At 58.0% G+C, this 17,036-nt stretch carries 13 protein-coding genes and 5 pseudogenes; 12 read left to right on the plus strand and 6 right to left on the minus strand.

What is annotated here, in order from left to right; all coding sequences use genetic code 11:
• Positions 1-9: 9 nt before the first annotated feature.
• Positions 10-993, minus strand: coding sequence for a Bug family tripartite tricarboxylate transporter substrate binding protein (locus tag ACIGJB_RS30855; protein ID WP_043355363.1), 984 nt, complete (start codon positions 991-993; stop codon positions 10-12).
• A gap of 94 nt (positions 994-1,087) precedes the next feature.
• Here ACIGJB_RS30855 and ACIGJB_RS30860 point away from each other — a divergent pair, with 94 nt between their 5' ends.
• Both ACIGJB_RS30860 and ACIGJB_RS30865 read left to right on the plus strand, forming a co-directional pair.
• Positions 1,088-1,735, plus strand: coding sequence for an IclR family transcriptional regulator (locus ACIGJB_RS30860; protein WP_043355366.1), 648 nt, complete (start codon positions 1,088-1,090; stop codon positions 1,733-1,735).
• Between the two features lie 259 nt (positions 1,736-1,994).
• Positions 1,995-2,333: a DUF5615 family PIN-like protein gene (locus tag ACIGJB_RS30865; protein WP_373424146.1), complete on the plus strand. Its 339-nt coding sequence runs from the start codon at positions 1,995-1,997 to the stop codon at positions 2,331-2,333.
• A gap of 582 nt (positions 2,334-2,915) precedes the next feature.
• On the opposite strand, the pseudogene ACIGJB_RS30870 reads toward ACIGJB_RS30865, so the two are convergent.
• Positions 2,916-3,926 (minus strand): annotated as a pseudogene (locus ACIGJB_RS30870) (IS110 family RNA-guided transposase).
• A 215-nt stretch (positions 3,927-4,141) separates the two neighbouring features.
• Here ACIGJB_RS30870 and ACIGJB_RS30875 point away from each other — a divergent pair.
• From ACIGJB_RS30875 to ACIGJB_RS30890, 4 genes and pseudogenes are all read left to right on the plus strand, one after another.
• Positions 4,142-4,504: pseudogene (locus ACIGJB_RS30875) on the plus strand (IS5/IS1182 family transposase); the annotation flags it as partial.
• A gap of 28 nt (positions 4,505-4,532) precedes the next feature.
• The gene (locus tag ACIGJB_RS30880) at positions 4,533-4,994 is read left to right on the plus strand and encodes a group II intron maturase-specific domain-containing protein (RefSeq protein WP_224039293.1); all 462 of its coding nucleotides are present in this window, start codon (positions 4,533-4,535) and stop codon (positions 4,992-4,994) included.
• 221 nt (positions 4,995-5,215) lie between these two features.
• Positions 5,216-5,658, plus strand: a pseudogene (locus tag ACIGJB_RS30885) (transposase); the annotation flags it as partial.
• Between the two features lie 97 nt (positions 5,659-5,755).
• On the plus strand, positions 5,756-6,013 hold the full coding sequence (locus ACIGJB_RS30890; protein WP_483735131.1) for a tripartite tricarboxylate transporter substrate-binding protein: 258 nt from the start codon (positions 5,756-5,758) through the stop codon (positions 6,011-6,013).
• Here the strand turns inward: ACIGJB_RS30890 and ACIGJB_RS30895 are convergent.
• A protein-coding gene (locus ACIGJB_RS30895; RefSeq protein ID WP_483734921.1) for an IS630 family transposase occupies positions 5,976-6,964 on the minus strand; the annotation gives its coding sequence in 2 pieces (ribosomal slippage) (positions 5,976-6,502 and positions 6,502-6,964; 990 coding nt in all). The genes ACIGJB_RS30890 and ACIGJB_RS30895 overlap by 38 nt on opposite strands.
• A gap of 86 nt (positions 6,965-7,050) precedes the next feature.
• On the opposite strand from ACIGJB_RS30895, the gene ACIGJB_RS30900 reads away from it, so the two are divergent.
• Both ACIGJB_RS30900 and ACIGJB_RS30905 read left to right on the plus strand, forming a co-directional pair.
• On the plus strand, positions 7,051-7,506 hold the full coding sequence (locus tag ACIGJB_RS30900; protein ID WP_483735183.1) for a tripartite tricarboxylate transporter substrate-binding protein: 456 nt from the start codon (positions 7,051-7,053) through the stop codon (positions 7,504-7,506).
• 124 nt (positions 7,507-7,630) lie between these two features.
• The gene (locus ACIGJB_RS30905; RefSeq protein ID WP_043355368.1) at positions 7,631-8,653 is read left to right on the plus strand and encodes a LacI family DNA-binding transcriptional regulator; all 1,023 of its coding nucleotides are present in this window, start codon (positions 7,631-7,633) and stop codon (positions 8,651-8,653) included.
• A gap of 586 nt (positions 8,654-9,239) precedes the next feature.
• Here ACIGJB_RS30905 and bsrA read toward each other — a convergent pair.
• The gene (gene bsrA / locus ACIGJB_RS30910) at positions 9,240-10,154 is read right to left on the minus strand and encodes a LysR family transcriptional regulator BsrA (RefSeq protein WP_043355370.1); all 915 of its coding nucleotides are present in this window, start codon (positions 10,152-10,154) and stop codon (positions 9,240-9,242) included.
• A gap of 165 nt (positions 10,155-10,319) precedes the next feature.
• Here bsrA and ACIGJB_RS30915 point away from each other — a divergent pair, with 165 nt between their 5' ends.
• The 3 genes and pseudogenes from ACIGJB_RS30915 to ACIGJB_RS30925 all read left to right on the plus strand — a co-directional run bounded on the left by ACIGJB_RS30915 (position 10,320) and on the right by ACIGJB_RS30925 (position 13,179).
• The gene (locus tag ACIGJB_RS30915; RefSeq protein ID WP_043355372.1) at positions 10,320-11,465 is read left to right on the plus strand and encodes a sterol desaturase/SRPBCC family protein; all 1,146 of its coding nucleotides are present in this window, start codon (positions 10,320-10,322) and stop codon (positions 11,463-11,465) included.
• 42 nt (positions 11,466-11,507) lie between these two features.
• Positions 11,508-11,630 (plus strand): annotated as a pseudogene (locus ACIGJB_RS30920) (hypothetical protein); the annotation flags it as partial.
• 322 nt (positions 11,631-11,952) lie between these two features.
• Complete coding sequence (locus ACIGJB_RS30925) at positions 11,953-13,179, plus strand: hypothetical protein (RefSeq protein ID WP_043355374.1); 1,227 nt, start codon at positions 11,953-11,955, stop codon at positions 13,177-13,179.
• Between the two features lie 15 nt (positions 13,180-13,194).
• Here the strand turns inward: ACIGJB_RS30925 and ACIGJB_RS30930 are convergent.
• Positions 13,195-13,413 (minus strand): annotated as a pseudogene (locus tag ACIGJB_RS30930) (transposase domain-containing protein); the annotation flags it as partial.
• Here ACIGJB_RS30930 and ACIGJB_RS30935 point away from each other — a divergent pair.
• Positions 13,361-15,094 carry an SAVED domain-containing protein gene (locus ACIGJB_RS30935; protein WP_224039289.1) on the plus strand — a complete coding sequence of 578 codons (1,734 nt, stop codon included), beginning with the start codon at positions 13,361-13,363 and terminating at the stop codon, positions 15,092-15,094. The pseudogene ACIGJB_RS30930 and the gene ACIGJB_RS30935 overlap by 53 nt on opposite strands.
• 907 nt (positions 15,095-16,001) lie before the next feature.
• Here the strand turns inward: ACIGJB_RS30935 and ACIGJB_RS30940 are convergent.
• Complete coding sequence (locus ACIGJB_RS30940; RefSeq protein WP_137924358.1) at positions 16,002-16,754, minus strand: hypothetical protein; 753 nt, start codon at positions 16,752-16,754, stop codon at positions 16,002-16,004.
• Positions 16,755-17,036: the final 282 nt, after the last annotated feature.

Consider the following 17,036-nt stretch of genomic DNA (forward strand, 5'->3'; position numbering starts at 1 on the left):
GTAACTGACCTACTGCACGGTGATGTGCGCGGTACGAATGAGCTTTTGCCATTTCGCCGACTCCTGCTGGATGAATCGGCCGAACTCATCTCGTCCTGCGCCAGAGATGATTCCGCCGATGTCGCCAATCTTGCTGCGGACGTCAGGCATCTTGAGTACAGCTTGAATTTCGGCATCCAAACGGGTGACGATCGGCTTCGGCGTTGCGGCAGGTACCAAGACGCCGAACCAACCAGTGATCTGATAGTTGCTCAGACCAGCTTCAGTCATCGTTGGGACGTCCGGCAGCAACGGGGAACGGACAGCACTCGTGATGGCGAGTGCGCGAACCTTTCCGCCTTTTACGAGATTCAATGCCGAAGGCATGTTGTCAAACATGATCGGTACATGGCCTGCCATCGTGTCGTTCAGGCCGGGGCCGCTACCGCGGTATGGCACATGAACCATGCGCAGGCCCGCTGTCGAAGCGAACAGTTCACCCGCCAAGTGCAAAGATGTTCCGTTGCCAGGCGTTGCGTACGACAAGGGATTGGGCTGTTGCTTCGCGTACTGAACGAGTTCCTTCACCGATTTGACCGGCAGTTGCGGGTTGACCACCAGCAGGTTGGGAACCTCCGCCAGGAGCGTCACCGGCGCGAGATCTCGCGTGGGAGAAAAGCGAGCGTCGGGAGTAAGCGTGGGGTTGATGGCAATAGGACCAATATTGCCCATAACGATGGTGTATCCATCAGCGGGCTGTTTCGCAACATAGGCCGTGCCAACATCGCCCCCAGCGCCTGGCTTGTTCTCGATCACCACGGGCTGCCCGAGTCGTTCAGAGAGCTTGGCACCGACGATACGTGCCAGCATGTCAGTGGTGCCGCCCGGCGGATACGGCACGACCCACTTGATCGGGCGACTCGGCCAGGACTCGCTGGCGTTCGCAACAGATTGACCGGTCGCTGCCCAGCACCCCACCACAGCGGCGCTAAAGCCCAATATCCATCGTTTCATTCGTTGTCTCCTGACCTCAAGAAGCAGGTTGCATCTCAAGGGCACCTGGTTTATGATGTTCACTAGGTGAACTAGCGGTACACAGGGTGTACGAATGAAGAATAATAGATCGATCCAACGCTGTCTAGCGGTGCTGCGCGCTTTCCGAGAGAACGGGCGACCTACGTTGGCGGAGTTGTCGCGTGCCGTAGACCTGCCGCACCCGACCGTTCTGCGCTTTCTATTGACTTTGGAGGAGGAGGGATATGTCGCGCGCGAGGGCAACCAATGGCGCTTGACTACCCGAGTCTTCGAAATCGGCTTTGCTGCTTTGGAAAGTTTGGGAGTGACAGACTCGGTTCAGCAGATGCTCCAGCAACTGGCTGACACGTACGCAGGAACATCCAACCTGGGTGAAGCGAACCCCGACGGGGTGATCATTATTGGAAGGGCGATGGCACTCGCGGAACGCCGTCGCCTCGTGGTGATGAATCTCCGGGTTGGAAGCATCCTGCCTCCAAGTAGCGCGCTCACACAGGCGTTGACCCTCGGGGTCGGTGAATGGGCGATGGTCGAGTATCCAGAGAGCAATCAGATCTCAGTTGCAGTCCCGCTTGCTCGGGTTGGCAACCGCCAGCTGGCTATCGGGATTTCCACATCGCCAGCCGAGGCGACACCCGAAAGGATCGAGAATGAAATCATTCCAACACTTCAGAATGCCGCAGCGATGGTCTCAAGGCTTGTTGGGATGGGGCCAGCGTAGGGAGTTCGCTCATCGCCCCGGGTGCGGAACCGTCGACTGATCAACACGAATCTGCCCGCTTGGCCGCTGGGATCTGTCCGGCGCTTGCAATCGAGGTTCACGAGGATCTCTGATGATTTCCCGTGAGCACATCGTAGTCGTCGGGACACCCGCCGCCGGCATCACGGCATCACGGCATCACGGCGGCACGAGCGCTGCGGGCGCAAGGGCTGGCCCGGACGCCTTACTCTCATCGGAAAAGTAGGCGGCTTACCCTAGCATGGCGCTCATTGGACACGCCGACGAGGCCAGTTTCGCGACGGCTTGTGAAACGCGACGCATCATACTGACGCACGATTCTGATTTCTTGGATGATCAGCGCTTCCCATTTCACCGTAACCCAGGCGTGGTCGTTCTACTAGCTGCAACTGGCAATGGGACGCTGGAAATCGCATTAGCAGATCACTTGCGCATACTAACGCCCCGTACGGCAACGCCCATGTTGGCGCCAATATCTTCGCAACAGACGATCGAGAATGGACCGTCCGCAGGCATACTCGCGCCGAAGGAACGCACGTTGAAACCCGCATCAAGCTGCATCCAGGAGATGACGCCCTAATTTGGGAGTAGCGGAGGCGTACCTAGCTACGCAGACGATTCTGCGACATGAAAGTTGCCGGGCAGGATCAATCTTCGAAGCTGTTCTGATGCGTGGTGTCTGCGACACTGCCGCTTTGGCTGGCGGTCAACGTAAAGGCATTGAGATCTGGGGCCGCTCAGTAGCCAGTACTTTGAGCCCGCATCCGATACTCCAGATCAATGCGGCCACCTTGGTTGTCAGCGTGCTCGTACTGATGATGGCGCGACAACCCGGTGTTCTGGCGATGCACAACTGTCATAGTTGCTGCGGCGCGATCCGTCACTAGGGAATCGCCTTATGTGGACGCCTCCCGGATTGCAAGCCGATTGACATGGTGGTCGACAGGTGAAGGCAGCACGCCTATGTCCGGCCCTTTTGTGCAGGCCGCTCAGCCTGCTGGCCCATATGGAATTCGCTGGCGAGGTCCTCATCTGATCATCGAGCGTTGCTGCTCACATTCCCTATCGGGTTTTCCTCGCCCCGGTCCAACCTGTTAGCCATCATGCGATCAATGCTTGCGCTCCTTGAGAAGAAGTCAGTTCAGGCGGGCCACGCACCTGGCTATGCAGCCATGGCGGGTGCCGTGTATCTCGTATCCCTTGCTAGCACCGCCCAGATGGTCCGGGCGAGTTTGTTGGCTACGGCAGCCACCACTACATTGAAAGGACGTCGCTGAAGCAATCCGTCGAGCCAGGCGGTTCATGCGCCTTTGATGATCACCGATCTGGCGCCGTGTATGAGTAGGGTGCGCAGGTAGGTGTCACCTCGCTTGCTAATGCCAAGCTGGCGCACGTGACCACCGGTGCCCGTTTGTTTCGGTACCAAGCCTAACCAGGCAGCGAACTCACGCCCGGAGCGAAACGTTTTGGCATCGCCGATCGCAGCCACCGCAGCCGTGGCGGTTAGCAGCCCCACGCCAGGAATTTCAGCGATCTTCTGGCATTCCTGATTGTCGCAAAGCGCAACCTTGAGCCGACGTTCCAGCACAGCGATTTCCTTGTCGGTTGCCTGCACGCGTGCCCATTGCTCTCGTAGGCTGTCGATCAGTATGGCTGGCAAGCGATTCGCGATCTTGGCAAGCGCACCAGAAATTTTTTCGGCAAATTCCCGAGATCCTTCCGGAAGGACTTCACCAAACTCATAGAGTAAGCCGCGCAATGCGTTCGTCTGCATGATCCGGAACTTCATCAGTTGAGCCCGGATGCGGTGCAGCGCCAGAATGGTCTGTTGCTGCTCGCTCTTGATCGCAACAAACCGCGCCTCGGGCTGCTGGACTGCTGTCCAGATAGCTCTGGCATCGGCAGCGTCGGTTTTATTACGCAACACAAAGGGACGAACCGATCGCACAGAGATGAGCTTCACTTCGTGGCCGAGCTTCTGCAGTTCTCGTGCCCAACGGTGGGCGCTGCCGCAAGCTTCGATGGCAATGAGTGAACGCTCCCGCTGAGCAAGGAAGTCGGTGACCTGGCTCCGCTTCAACTTGATGCGCTCGATTTCACCGGTGTTGGCATTCACCGCATGAAGTTGGAAGACATGCTTGGCAATATCCATGCCGATGACGGTAAGCTTCATTTTGGATCGTCCCGATCAGGGTCGTTTGCAATCGACACCTCCACTTTGGCATAGGGATGCCATGGCAGCGAGGACCCTTACAGTTACTCTTGCAGGTAAGCGGCGCCCCGTTGCCGGGGGGAGGCGTCCATACCATCTGATTAAATCAGTGCGCGAGTCATCGAGGCATTGGGTGAGCGCGTTGTCATGAGCGTGTCCATGATTCAGGTCCTGTGATGAAGCGACAGATCAGTTTTGCGGAAGCGGAAAGTCACGGCAAGAAGCGTGTGACGCGCCGCCAGCGCTTCCTGTCGGAGATGGAGAGCGTGGTGCCGTGGGCGCGCCTGATTGCGGCGGTCGAGCCGTACTACCCCAAGGGCAAACGTGGCCGGCCGCCGATCGGCCTTGAGCGGATGCTGCGCATTTACTTCCTCCTGCAGTGGTACGGGCTGTCGGACGAGGCACTGGAAGACGCGCTGTACGACAGCATGGCGATGCGGGCGTTTGCCGGGATCGACCTGGCAGTCGAGGCGGTGCCAGACGCGACCACGCTGCTGAAGTTTCGCCGCCTGCTCGTCGAGCATGAACTGACGCGAAAGCCGACGGCTTCGGGAAGAGTTTGCCAAGTTGCAGGTCGAGGTCAATGAAGAGAAGAGTCGCACGGTGGATTTGGACTGCGGTGAGAGCTTTGGCTTTCTGGGATTCGACTTCCGTCGATTGCGCAGCATAAAGAGACAGGTGTGGCGAGCGCACTATACGCCCAAGTTGAAGAAACGCACGGCGTTGCTGCGCAAACTCAAGGAGGTGTTCAGGCGATACCAGTCGCAGCCGGTGGATCGGGTGGTGCAACTGATAAATCCGGTGCTACGTGGCTGGGTGAACTACTTCGCGGTCGGACACTCCAGTGAGTGCTTCAGCTTCATCCAGGACTGGGTGGAAAAGAAGGTCAGGCGCCATCTGGAGCGCTCCCGGAATCGTCGGGGCTTCGGCTGGAAGACGTGGAGTAGGCGGTGGCTCTATGACGAACTGAAGCTGTTCAACGGCTATCGGGTTCGTCGTCGACCATCGACGAAAGCGGCCCCGGCATGATAGGTCCCATATACCTTGACATGAAGCAAACAGGAAAGCGTAGTGCGGGAAAACCGCATGCTGCGTTTGACGTGGCGGGAGTTGGAAACGTGACTATGGTCGCCGGATTGCGGGCCATCGCGAAAGCGGTGGAATCACCACCGGCACCTGAAGGTGCGCGCGCCAGTTCTCGACCCTACCTTAGGGGGCAGTGGCGCAGAAATGCGCCGCTGCTACCCGACGTCGGCGTGGATGCGGCCTCTGGGCTGGTGCATAGCGTGGTGGGCACAGCGGCCAAGAGTCGGACGTGTCGCAGGCCCATGCCTTGCTGCATGGCCACGAGGAGCATGCGTTTGGCGACGCGGGCTACACGGGCGTGGACAAGCGCGAGGAGATGCAAGGCAAGACCGTGAAGTGGCAGGTGGCCGTCAAGCGCGGCAAGATCAAGGCGATGTGTGACGGAGCCGTCAAGGACTTGCTGATCGCCGTCGAGCGGGTCAAGGCACAGATTCGGTCGCGGGTTGAGCATCCGTTCCACGTTATCAAGAATCTGTTTGGTCATCGCAAGGTTCGCTACAAGGGCCTGTTCAAGAACACGGCGCAGTTGTTCAGCCTGTTTGGTTTGGCGAATCTGGTGTTCGCCAGGAGGCTGTTGTTGTCCTTAGAGGGGAGCAATCCGTCCTGAGCGCGCAAAAGCGCGACCAGGAAAGGTGCGAAACGCGAGAAAGACGGCTTGAATCGGCCCATCTCTCCCGGATTGCGAAAGCTGAAGTCCTTGGCTTGTGCAACATCAAGCGCAAACCTCATTGATCAGCAATTCCTTAGTGACAACGGTGCCGCTCATTATCGTCACAGCAGCAAATTCGCCAATAAAGGACCTGCGCCAACTAGTCTCGATGGCAAAGGCTAGGCCAGGGCAGATCACCTTTGGATGCGCCGGCAATGGTTCGGGCAGCCATCTGGCCGGGGAACTCCTTATTGAGACTTGCATAAATGCTGACATCACCACAACTCGGCCTGCTTCCAGCACGCGGCTATGATGTTGGCGCGTTGCTGTGCGCTGCGCAGCCGATTGCGGGCGGTCGTTTTGAGTTCGGCGAGCGAGTGTGGGCAGAAGTTGGCCAGGGCATGGCGCTTGAGCCAGGCCCAGAGATACTCCACTGGATTCAGGTCCGGGCTGTAGGGCGGGACAAAGGCCATCTGCACTGCACCACCAGTGCTATCGAGGTAGTCGCGCACGATGCGACTCTTGTGCTGCGCGGCGCCGTCCCAGATGATCATCAGGCGGCGTTTGAGGTGCGCGCGCAGTGCCTTGAGGAACTCCACAATCTGTGCGCTCTTGATCGCGCCGTCGTAAAGGCGGAACAGGCAGTTGTGATAACTCATTCCCGCGATGGCCGAGACATGCTTCCAGTTGAAATGAAACTGGATGACTGGCGTTTGACCTTTCGGAGCCCAGGTGCGCACGCGCGTGGGGCGTTCCGAGAGCCCAGACTCGTCAATGAAAACGATCAGCCGTTGCTCCCGCGTACACTTTTTTTGAGCGCGGGCCAAGTCTTGCGCTTCCACGCCAGAACGGCGTCCTCGTCGCGCTCGATAGCGCGTCGATCTGGGCGTTGGGGCGAGAAGCCGAGCGAATCCAGAATGCGCCAGACATGGGCCTCGTTGTATGACACCCCGAAGCGTTGCTCGATGAGTAGACGCACCCGTTTGAGCGTCCACAGTTCGGTGCCAAAGCCATGCTCGGTGGGGCGCTGCAGCAAGGCACGACACAACTGCTCGCGCTGGGCATCGTCGAGCAACGACGGCCGTCCACGGGCCATGGTGCGCAGCGCATCGATGCCGCCTTCGTCCAGTCGCGCCTTCCACGTGTACACCGTCTGCCGTGCCACGCCCACCGCAGCCGCAACCTCCGCGACCGGCTTGTTCGCTAACAGCATCCGTCCAGCGCGAACCCGCTTTCTGGTCGCTTCGTCCATCTTCCCTGCCATGCAATCGACTCCCGATCAACGCCTTGATCAGATAACGCGTCAGACTCGAATCGGTTGTCATGATTTATACAAGCCTCAATAGTACCATGGCTGGCGTCAAGATGAACCACGTTCCCTATAAGGGAGACGCGCCTTCGCTCACAGACGTGCTCGGTCAGCAGATCAATGTTGCCCTTCCCACCTCGCTCGCGGGAATGCCGCAAGTCAAGAGTGGAAAGCTCAGGGCGCTCGCGGTCACGAGCAAGACTCGATTACCGTCACTGCCCGATGTGCCCACGGTAGATGAAGCACTCGGGATAAACGGCTACGAAGCCGTTTCCTGGGGCGGGTTCATGGTCCCGAGCGGGACATCACAGGCCATCATTGCTAAGATGAACAGCGAGTTCAACAAAGCCCTTCAGGATCCGGAGGTCCGCGACAAGCTGATGGCTCAAGGAGCGCAGATCGCAGGCGGCACGCCTGAGGCGTTCAATGCGTTGCTTCGCGCCGAAGTTTCGAAGTGGAAGCGAGTGGCAGATTCAGCAAAGGTCCGGCTCGACTAGCCTCACCAGGGATGTCGATCCGTCTTCGGGAACCCTCCAACGACGGGAACTGCTTTCGACTACCAATCGTTACAATGGATGGCAGACGGCCGTCATTCCGGCTGAAGATAACATCTGACCCGATATGGTGAATGTCAAGCAAGTCGCCCTCCTCGCCGGCGTTTCCTCGGCAACAGTCTCCCGTGCACTGACATCGCCGGATAGGCTGCGACCTGACACGCTGGAGCGAGTGCAGAACGCTATTGCAAGCCTCAACTACGTTCCCTTCTCGGCGGCTCGCGAACTACGTCAGGGGCGCACGCGATCGGTGGGCATAATTGCGCCGACACTGATGAATGAACTTTACGCCAAAGCAGTAGATACCTTGGAGGCCCAGCTCGACCGGCTTGGATATACCGTTCTGTTGACTTGCCATCGGGACGACAGTGAGACCGAATTGCGCTGCGCCCGCGCCCTATTGGAGCGTAGAGTGGACGGGATCGCAATAATCGGTTCACAACATCATCCCGAAGTCTTCTCGCTGATACACAAGCACGCTATCCCGTATGTACTAATGTGGGCCGTGGACCGCGAAGGGATGCATCCGACGGTGGGGTATGACAACCGCTTGGCTATGCGCAGGCTAACCACCTACTTAGTCAAACAAGGACACCGGCAGTTTGCAGTGCTCCCAGGTCCTCTCGAAACTCAGTTTCTATCGTCTCAACGGCTTCTGGGGATCCGAGACGTCCTCAGCGAGAACGACATTTCCTTACCCGATAACCGCATTTTTCCGACCCCTTACGATGCATCTGCTGTGCGACAAGCGGTGCGCGTCTGCCTGCAGCGCAAGGACTTGCTGTTGCATCGGGAACAGCCGACCGCCCTGATATGCATCAATGACTTCATTGCTGTGGCGGCGATCGCGGAGTGCCGCACATTGGGACTTTCGGTTCCGAGCGACATCTCTGTCACAGGCTTCGGCGACTGGCAGATGGCGGAACTGGTAACACCCGCGCTAACGACAGTGCACTCGAATCCCGTTCTGATTGGCGAGCTTACTTCGCGCAACTTGATTGAGCAGATCGAAGGAGGAGCCAAAAACATCCAGACCGAGTTCGAGCCTGACCTAGTAATTCGCGAAAGTACTGCGCCACCTCGACAATAAATGGCGGCCTCAAATCAAAAGTGCAACACCTTGCCATCATGCATTACTGTCCTGATCGTCCCAAGGCTTCCCATAGCCGCATGATTTCGCGAGCCTTGGTCTGACGGTCGATGACGTTGAACGGTCTTCCATCGAGGCCCATCGCCTCACGAGGGAATTCCGCACATCCTGCTGGTGCAAGTTGGACGATCGAGATGCCCTTTCAAAACGGCATAAAGCTGCCTTGCGGCAGCGACGCATTCTTGTGGCGTTGTTGCTTGTGACACGACCCCGGTCCCCTTTGATGCAGTGGGTAGGATTTTATCGCGCGAGACCTATGTGCCACACGAGCAAATGGGGCACGAAGCAACTGTAGGCGCAGGCAGGACATGGTTCCAGATGGATCGCGGCGATCCAATCGGGTTACATGGCGGTTACATAGACCGCAAAATGCACAAGGGTTTACAGGAAAACCCCTGTAAACCCTTGATTTTATTGGTGCGGCTGCAGGGCTCGAACGCGCCGCCCGATTTCCCGACACAGCGCAGGCAGCGCCACTATGGATTCAAAGATCCATCGCGCAGGCAGCCCAATGAGGCCCGCCACATCAGCTCGATTCGGTCTGTGCAACTTGCGCAATTTGCTCCTTCAGCCATTGCAGACCAGACATGTGTTGTTGTTGACGGTGCCATATCAAGCTGACCTGCACCGCAGGCGTTTCGAAAGGAAGCTCCGCGAGCTGCAAGCCATAGTTGTGCACGAAATGCCTGGCCAAGTGCCAGGGCACGGTACCCAGCAAATCGGTGCTGGCGACGATGGCTGGAATGGTCAGGTAGTGCGGAACTTGCAACTGCACATGGCGCTGCACTTTGGCCGAGCCCAGGACGATCTCGAGCGGACTGCCGCGGCCGGCTCGCGGCAAGAGCGAGACGTGCTGTGCGGCCAGATACGCCGTCTTGTCGAGGCCTTCCCTGAATGCAGGGTGGCCCGGTCGGCCGATAACTGCGAGGCGCTCTTCGTGAATCGGTTGGTAGAGCAAATCGGCGTCGTCGAAGTACAGGTAATCAATCGCCAAGTCCAGATCTCCGCTGGCCAGTCGCTGCGGGATCAGGGCACCTTCGTCCGACAGTACCTGCAGCTTCACCTGCGGCGCCAGCGCCATCAGCCGGGTCATCAGGCTCGGTAACAGCCGTAGCTGCCCATAGTCATTCATCGACAGTCGGAAGGTTCGCTCCGTGTCCGGCTGAAAACTCTCTTGAACGGCAAGCCCTGCCTGCAGCAAGCGCAGGGCTTGCCGTACCGGCACGTGCAGCGTCATCGCCCCGGCAGTGGGCTCGAGTCCCTTAGCGGTACGGCGGAAAAGAGGTTGCCCCAGTTGCTCGCGCAGACGACTGAGCGCATTGCTCACCGCCGGCTGGCTCTTGTGCAGTCGCTCGGCCGCGCGTGACAGGTTGCGCTCCTGCATCAGCATGTCGAACACGAAGAGGAGATTGAGATCAATCTGCTGCAAATTCTGATTCATCAATAATTCTCATCATCAATATCCATTGGAATGAAAATGATCGCACCAATAGACTACAACACCAAGCGACCTACTGGCGCCAGACGTCAGAAAGGTCCGCGGGGGCTTGGCGGAACTGGCCACGTATCGCGAGCCCGACAGCGCAACAGTCTTTGAGAGCCGATCATGTCTTTTGATACCCAAACCTTCCGGAAGAAATACCGGGCGAACATTTCGCCTTACTACAACCCCTGGCTGCATGCTGGCTTCGTTCTTGTTTTCGGCGTGACCTTGATCCTCTTCTTGCTGAACAAGTTGGACCACGTCAGCGCGGTGGAGTGGCTAACTGTGCCGGCCACCTTAATTTTCTACAGCAGTGGCGAGTACCGCACCCATAAGGGTCTCGGGCACAACAAGAAGCGATTCGCGAAGGCGTTCTACCAGCGCCACACGGGCGACCATCATAGTTTTTTCGCAGATGACCAGATGCGCTACGAGTTCGCCAAGGACTGGCGGGTGATTCTGTTCCCGGCATGGCTGATCGTTGTCTACAGCATTGGCGCGCTGCTCGCTTGGTCGATCATCGGCCTGGTCAATGCGAACGTCGCTGCGCTGTTTGCCGCCACGCTACTGGGCGGCTATCTCAGCTACGAGATCTTTCATGCCTGCGAGCACCTCCCGCCGCAGAATCCGATCTGTCGCCTGCCGTGGATTCGCCACATGCGGCGGTTGCATGAGTTGCATCACCGCCGTGACCTGATGCAGACCAAGAACTTCGCCGTAGTGTTTCCACTGTGGGACTGGATCTATGGAACCCTTCATTGGGAGCCCGAAGAAGCAAGCGAGAGCCTGGTCCCCACCGTCAAGATGCAGCATTCCATTGATATCGCCCGGACGCCAAGCCAGGTACTGGCCTACGTGAGTACTCCGCTTCGTTGGCACGAGTGGCATCCTTACCACGTAGCGATCACCGGGCAGGGAGGGTCGCTGCCGGTTGGGAGCCACTTTGCGTACGTCGGCGGCCGTGCAGGCAAGTTGCAGTGGGAAGTCGTGGAAAGTCTTCCGGATCGGCTCTGGCGAACCCGGGCCCGTGGCAACCGGGGTCTTGAGATGTTCGTCACGTATGAGTGCATCGGCACAGCCACTGGCACGCGCTTCGTGCGGACGCTGGAGTATCGGTTTTCCAGTGTGGTGGCCCGCATGGCTGATCGGCTGGTTTTGCGTAAGCGAATTGAGCGCGACTCTGTTGCCTTGCTTCACAAGCTGCGCAGCGTCTCCGAGAGTGTTCTTCCCGCGGCAGAAACGGATTGTGCTTCCAAACAGGCGACATGAAGGGCATGGGGGCATGCAGGCTCCACCGCGCGTGTCAGGCTGCAATGGAGCAATGGCCAGACGGAGGGTCATGTCAACAGGCTCAAGCTCCTCAAGCGCCAAATGTATGGCCGCGCCAATATCGAGCTTCTGCGGCTGCGGGTTGTTACGTCCCGCGCAATCTGAGGTTTGGGGAGGGCCGTTTATCCCGCGAACGGCTGGGGCGATTTTCTGAACATCTCCGCAATCAGCGCGAGACGCAACGGACATAAGGAAGGCCAGTACTGCTCTGATATCGTGCGATGTTTTCCAGGCGCCACACGACAACCAGAACAGACTGGCCTATGCATCGCATTGTATTTGCGTTTCTCACGCTCGAACAACATCTTCTCGCTATCCGTTGGAGAGCGTGCAAAGGTTGGGGAGGACACCAAGAAAGTGCCGCTTAGGCACCGCGCCGGTTGTATGTGAACTAGGCTGATCGGTATCGCAACGGTGGGAGCAAGCCATGCGGTTGATCATCGAAGCCAGGTTGGCGGACGAGGGCAGCGATATTGGCCATGCCGGTGAGGGCGTTTTGGCAGTGATCGAGCGCCGTGACGGTAGTCTTGCGGATCTGGGCCTGACCCTCGCGGAGGGCCGCTCGCTGTTGGCCAAGGTTCAGACCGAGCTGGTTTCGAAACAAGTCGCGGGATGGCTTTCGGGCCAGACTCATTGCAGGAGTTGCGGGGCGGCTTTGAGCCACAAGGACCAGCGCTCGACGGTGGTGCGCACGGTGTATGGCAAGGTGATGGTGAACAGTCCGAGGCTGTGGTCGTGTGCTTGCCAACGGACTGTGCCGACGCCACGATCCGTGATCCATCCCTTGTCTAAAGCGCTGACTAATCGCGCCACGCCAGAGCTGGAATACCTCCAGGCGAAGTGGGCAAGCCATCTGCCATATCGGCAGGCCACGGCGATGCTGAAGGAAATACTGCCTCTGGACAAGGGCATTTCGTTCAGCGGCACTCGAAATCGGATTCGTGCTATCGGAAAGCAACTCGACGCTGACATCGAGCGTGATATTGCGAAGCTGCCCCCTTTCGACGGAGGCGTCCAGGTTCGCGAATCCAGCCATGTCGCGACCGTGAGCGTTGACTCGGCGTGGTTGCGGCATTGCGACTCGGTGAGGGGCCTTGGCCGACATGTCAACCTCATCGCTGGACGAGCGACGTTCACCGACAGGCCGCCAAAGTTCTATGCCTATGTGCACCGGGAAGTTACCTCGGCAGTAGCGCGGCTGGATCAATTTCTCACTCGAAACGGTGTGGCGACCGACGAGCGCGTTACCGTGATCAGCGACGACGCCGGTGAATTTGAGAAGACCATCCGGGGCAGTCAGCTCGCACGCGGCAGGATTCTCGATTGGTTCCACATCGCTATGAAGTTCAAAGCGGCGCAGCGTTCCGTGTTCGGCAGTAAGGTTATCGATTCACTGGAACGAGAGTCGATAGAGACCGAAATCACGCACGCCAAGTGGCTCGCGTGGCATGGCAAGGGCCGCAAAGCGTTGGAGCGCATCAAGGCATTGGACGCGCAGCTCCTGACCAGAGCGGGGTATGAATTCAGTACGCTGTGGTGGAATCTAGATAAGGTCTGCGGGTACCTGCGGAGCAACGCGTCTACGTTGGTCAACTATGGCGCCCGGCATCGAAAGGGCTTGCCCATCGTAAGCGCCAGTTTCGGCACACCTTGAGTGCGACGAGCGTATTCAGGCAGGATGCGGCGGGGCGGCTTTCGGCGGGGCGAAGCTGAACGGCAACAGGTCGCTGATGTCGGCGTCTGGCGTTCGCTGTGGCAACTCTGTGAGCACGTGGAGCAGATAGGCATATGGCTCGACGTCACAGGCCCGGCACGTCAGCATCAGGCTATAGATCATGGCGCTTGCCTTGGCGCCGGCCACGGTGTCTGCGAAGAGCCATGCCTTTCGATTATGGAAGCCCTTCCATAATCGAAATTATCGTAAGTTCGCAATTATGGAAGCTTCGCGGGAGCTATATCGAACGAACACGCGTCGATCCATGCCGCGGCCCTGCATTTGCTGGGCTACGGCATCGATGCGGATGCATGTCCCGCCGCGCGTCAGCTATCGACTGCCGATAACTAAAGCGCCTGTGCGTCGGGACGGCGACAACTTCCAGGCCCGGATTTTCTGGCGCAAGGCCGTTTGCCTGCTTGACCCTAACAGCCCCGTCATTCGCGTGGGTTTCGAATCCGGTCCCAAAGGCTTCGACGACGTATGGGTGGAATATGACCCCAGCCGTGCACCAAATGACCCAGAAGGAAAACCAATCCTGCGGGAGTACACGCAATGCAAGTGGCACGTTTCGGTAAGCGACTTCGGACATAGCGACCTCATAGATCCCGAGTGGATCAACGCCAATCGTTTTTCCTTTCTTCAGCGGGCCCGAAATGCTCAGCACGCCCACGCGAAAGACGGGATCGGGGTCCGATTCAAATTGCTAACCAACTGGCGGATCGCGCAGACCGACCCGCTCCGACCCCTTATCCATCAGCGTCACAAAGCCATTCGCCTGGAGCAGTTGTTTGGCACGAAGACCGATGCGTCGGCGACAGGCCGGATCCGGAAACTGTGGCGGGAACATCTGGGCATCGACGATGCCGAATTGCGTCTACTGGCCCGCACGCTTTCGCTCGACACCGACTCCACATCGCTGGATGACCTCCGCGAACTGTTGGACATGCACTTCGAGAACCGGGGACTGCTTCGCATACCGCTGAACGAGAGTAGCTTCCGGTATGACGACATCGTCTTCCAATGGCTCGCCCAGGGTCGCCTCGAGTTCACGCGGGACACCTTTCGGGACGCCTGCCAGCGCGAGAATCTGTTTGCGAAAAGGAACTCTCCAAGGACACTAGTGGGTGTCAAGTCGTTCGAGCACGCGTTCGACCGACTAGAGGAACGATGCAGCACCGTCCTGGACTTGATACCGTATTTCAACGATCGGGCCATTCGCGACCAGCAAGATTGGACCGGCAACCTGTACCCCGCGCTCAAGCGCTTTCTCATTGACGCGGCGCGCGAACCGCAACCGTTACTCCTGGCGCTAGACGCCCACTTGACGCTGGCGTTTGCCGCTGGGTCCGTCGTCAACATCAAGTCTGGACGGCACGTGGAAATCGAGCAGCGTACGATCGACCGGCAAAGCTGGAGCGCGACGGACACTTTCACCAATCCAGACTGGCCGACGTGGAACTTTGAAGTGGAAGACTTGACGTCAGAGTCAGGAGAGATGGCCGTGGCTGTTGCGCTCACCCACGATATTCCCGACGCGGTGCGCGGCTATATTGCCACCGCCTTGCCTGGCGTCAGCAAGCTATTAGTCGCGAAACCGTCGTGCGGATCGGGAGCGCAGTCGGTCGCAAGCGGCAGGCACGCTTTCGAACTCGCCGAAGCCTTGGTTCAGCGCATCAATATGGAGCGGAAGGACGTGAAACCTCCAATGCATATTTTTATTGCGGCGCCCAACGCCTTTACGTTCTTCCTGGGCCAGCGTCAGCCGGGTATGGGACGAACAACCTTGTATGAGTATGACTTCGAGGGCGCGTTTGGCGGCGGCTATCAAGCCTCCCTGACGCTCCCGACCTAGCACGCGCGTCAGGCATTGCCGAATGACTGGGCCGATGTGGCTTTGGTGTGGGACATATCTGGCGAAAGTGATGGCAAAAAGCTACCGAACGGTGAGCCACGTCGATGGCTGGACTGGCCTCCCGCAATACGAGATTCGCGACAACAAGGTCTACCGGGCGGTGTCCCATGTTAGCGGTTGAACTGGCCTGCCTCAGTATGAGATCCGTGGCGATAAGGTGTACCGTACCGTGTCGCATGCAGACAGCTGGAGCGCAGTTCCTCAATATGAAATCCGAGGCAACAAGTTGTATCGCACGTGCTCCCATGCACAGGGTTGGACCGGCTCTGCACAATACGAATTACGCTAGCGCAACCAGCGCGTACGCGGAGTGGCTCACGTCGCATGTACCGTCAGCTTTCTTAGAATCACTCGTATTGGAGCGTGCGGCGGCGTTCCAGCCATTGAAAGCGCCGATCAATGTCCAACGTTGGGTCAGTTGCCGAGAGTTGATCGGGCACTCGGCCTACTGGTCGGTATGCCCTGGAGAAGCTGGCCCGCACAGAATCCATAACAGTTCGAGGCAAGACATCGCTGCCGATCGGGTGACATTCGCTACCTCCGGAACTAGTTTTCGTTCCAGCCTGCCTCCAACGAAAACAAAGTGATGGCGGATACCCGCCAAGGAAGCTCGAAACGCTGCAGCGGCACTGACGCAAAGCCCGGCGAGTTCATGAGAAACGGCCGGACGTCTAAACTGTGCTTCCTTCGGCCACACAGCCTCAAATATCGGCCCGTTGAAGGTCCGACCACGCCCTCTCGGGATCATAAGGGGCGTGCTGGCTTTCCCGCTTTCAAGGTGCTTTCGCTGCTGGCGAGTTGGCGCATGACTCCGACCACCACCGTGCGATGCCCGATTTCAGATTTCTTACGCAGAAATGCGGGGAAGATTCGGCAAAGGCCGAAACGGAGCCAAAGGCATTCCCACGGGCATCCGGAATACTACGACTCCCCGCTCGACAGTCTCCGAGTATTGATGGGCCATGACGACACCTTGTACCAGTTCGATCAGACGATCCCATTTCACAAATCCGGAGGTCGCTGCTTCTCGAATCGCACGATGCATTGTCGCATACGCCAATAGAATTCCTGCTCGGGTCGATGCTCTCGAGTTCTCGTCCCTGGAGAGAAACCATCCCAAATCTCTACTTGGCGACACCTGTTCTACTGCTGAATCAAGCGCGATAACACTATTGGCAGGTTGTTCCACAAAATAGCGTAGCAGCAGGTAGGCCTGTACTCGTGCATCCCCTGTGCTGACTTGTATTCCGTCGCCCTTCCTGAAGACGACAAATTGCTTCAGCGGAACCCTCCCGGAGCTCGCAATACCCGCAGCATAAGAACGCAGAAGCCGCAAAGTGCAGCAATAGACAACGCGTATAAGCTCGTCTTCGCGCCGTCTAATAGTAAACAAAGGCACGAATGACATATTTCCCGCCAAATGTCGTTGCCAGAACAGGGCTACGCCGTTGCATGATGGCCGTTCCAATATCTCCGGAGGCTTTGCCAGCGCACATGCAATCGCAAAGGCACATTCCGCATCCGCGGCCCATATTTCGACGTTGGAGTAGGCGATCCAACTGTCACCGCGAGCGGAGACATCCTCTACCCACTCATTCAACGTAGAGAATGCTTGTCGATATATTTTTACGTGGGTTCGATGTTCGTGGAGGTAGCTTTCGACAAAAACTCCTGGACTAAGGGGCGCCCCCGATAATGCACAGTGACATACCGGACAATGAAGCGCCTCTCTGAAGTTTTCCAAAATACCTATATCGGAGAGAAGGCTACTACACTTCATGCAACGATCATGTATATCAACATTGTGAATCGGGCATCGCGCTAACTTGCTACACTGAAACCAGATCGAGTGATATCCGGACTCCAAACAAACGGGACAAAA

Source organism: Cupriavidus sp. C2SS-8b, assembly GCF_057073745.1.

Excerpts from the sequence above, each read along its gene's own strand:
- ACIGJB_RS30855 (WP_043355363.1), bottom strand. The coding sequence starts at position 993 with ATGAAACGATGGATATTGGGCTTTAGCGCCGCTGTGGTGGGGTGCTGG.
- ACIGJB_RS30860 (WP_043355366.1), top strand. The coding sequence starts at position 1,088 with ATGAAGAATAATAGATCGATCCAACGCTGTCTAGCGGTGCTGCGCGCT.
- ACIGJB_RS30865 (WP_373424146.1), top strand. The coding sequence starts at position 1,995 with ATGGCGCTCATTGGACACGCCGACGAGGCCAGTTTCGCGACGGCTTGT.
- ACIGJB_RS30900 (WP_483735183.1), top strand. The coding sequence starts at position 7,051 with ATGGCTGGCGTCAAGATGAACCACGTTCCCTATAAGGGAGACGCGCCT.
- ACIGJB_RS30905 (WP_043355368.1), top strand. The coding sequence starts at position 7,631 with ATGGTGAATGTCAAGCAAGTCGCCCTCCTCGCCGGCGTTTCCTCGGCA.
- bsrA (WP_043355370.1), bottom strand. The coding sequence starts at position 10,154 with ATGAATCAGAATTTGCAGCAGATTGATCTCAATCTCCTCTTCGTGTTC.
- ACIGJB_RS30915 (WP_043355372.1), top strand. The coding sequence starts at position 10,320 with ATGTCTTTTGATACCCAAACCTTCCGGAAGAAATACCGGGCGAACATT.
- ACIGJB_RS30925 (WP_043355374.1), top strand. The coding sequence starts at position 11,953 with ATGCGGTTGATCATCGAAGCCAGGTTGGCGGACGAGGGCAGCGATATT.
- ACIGJB_RS30935 (WP_224039289.1), top strand. The coding sequence starts at position 13,361 with ATGGCGCTTGCCTTGGCGCCGGCCACGGTGTCTGCGAAGAGCCATGCC.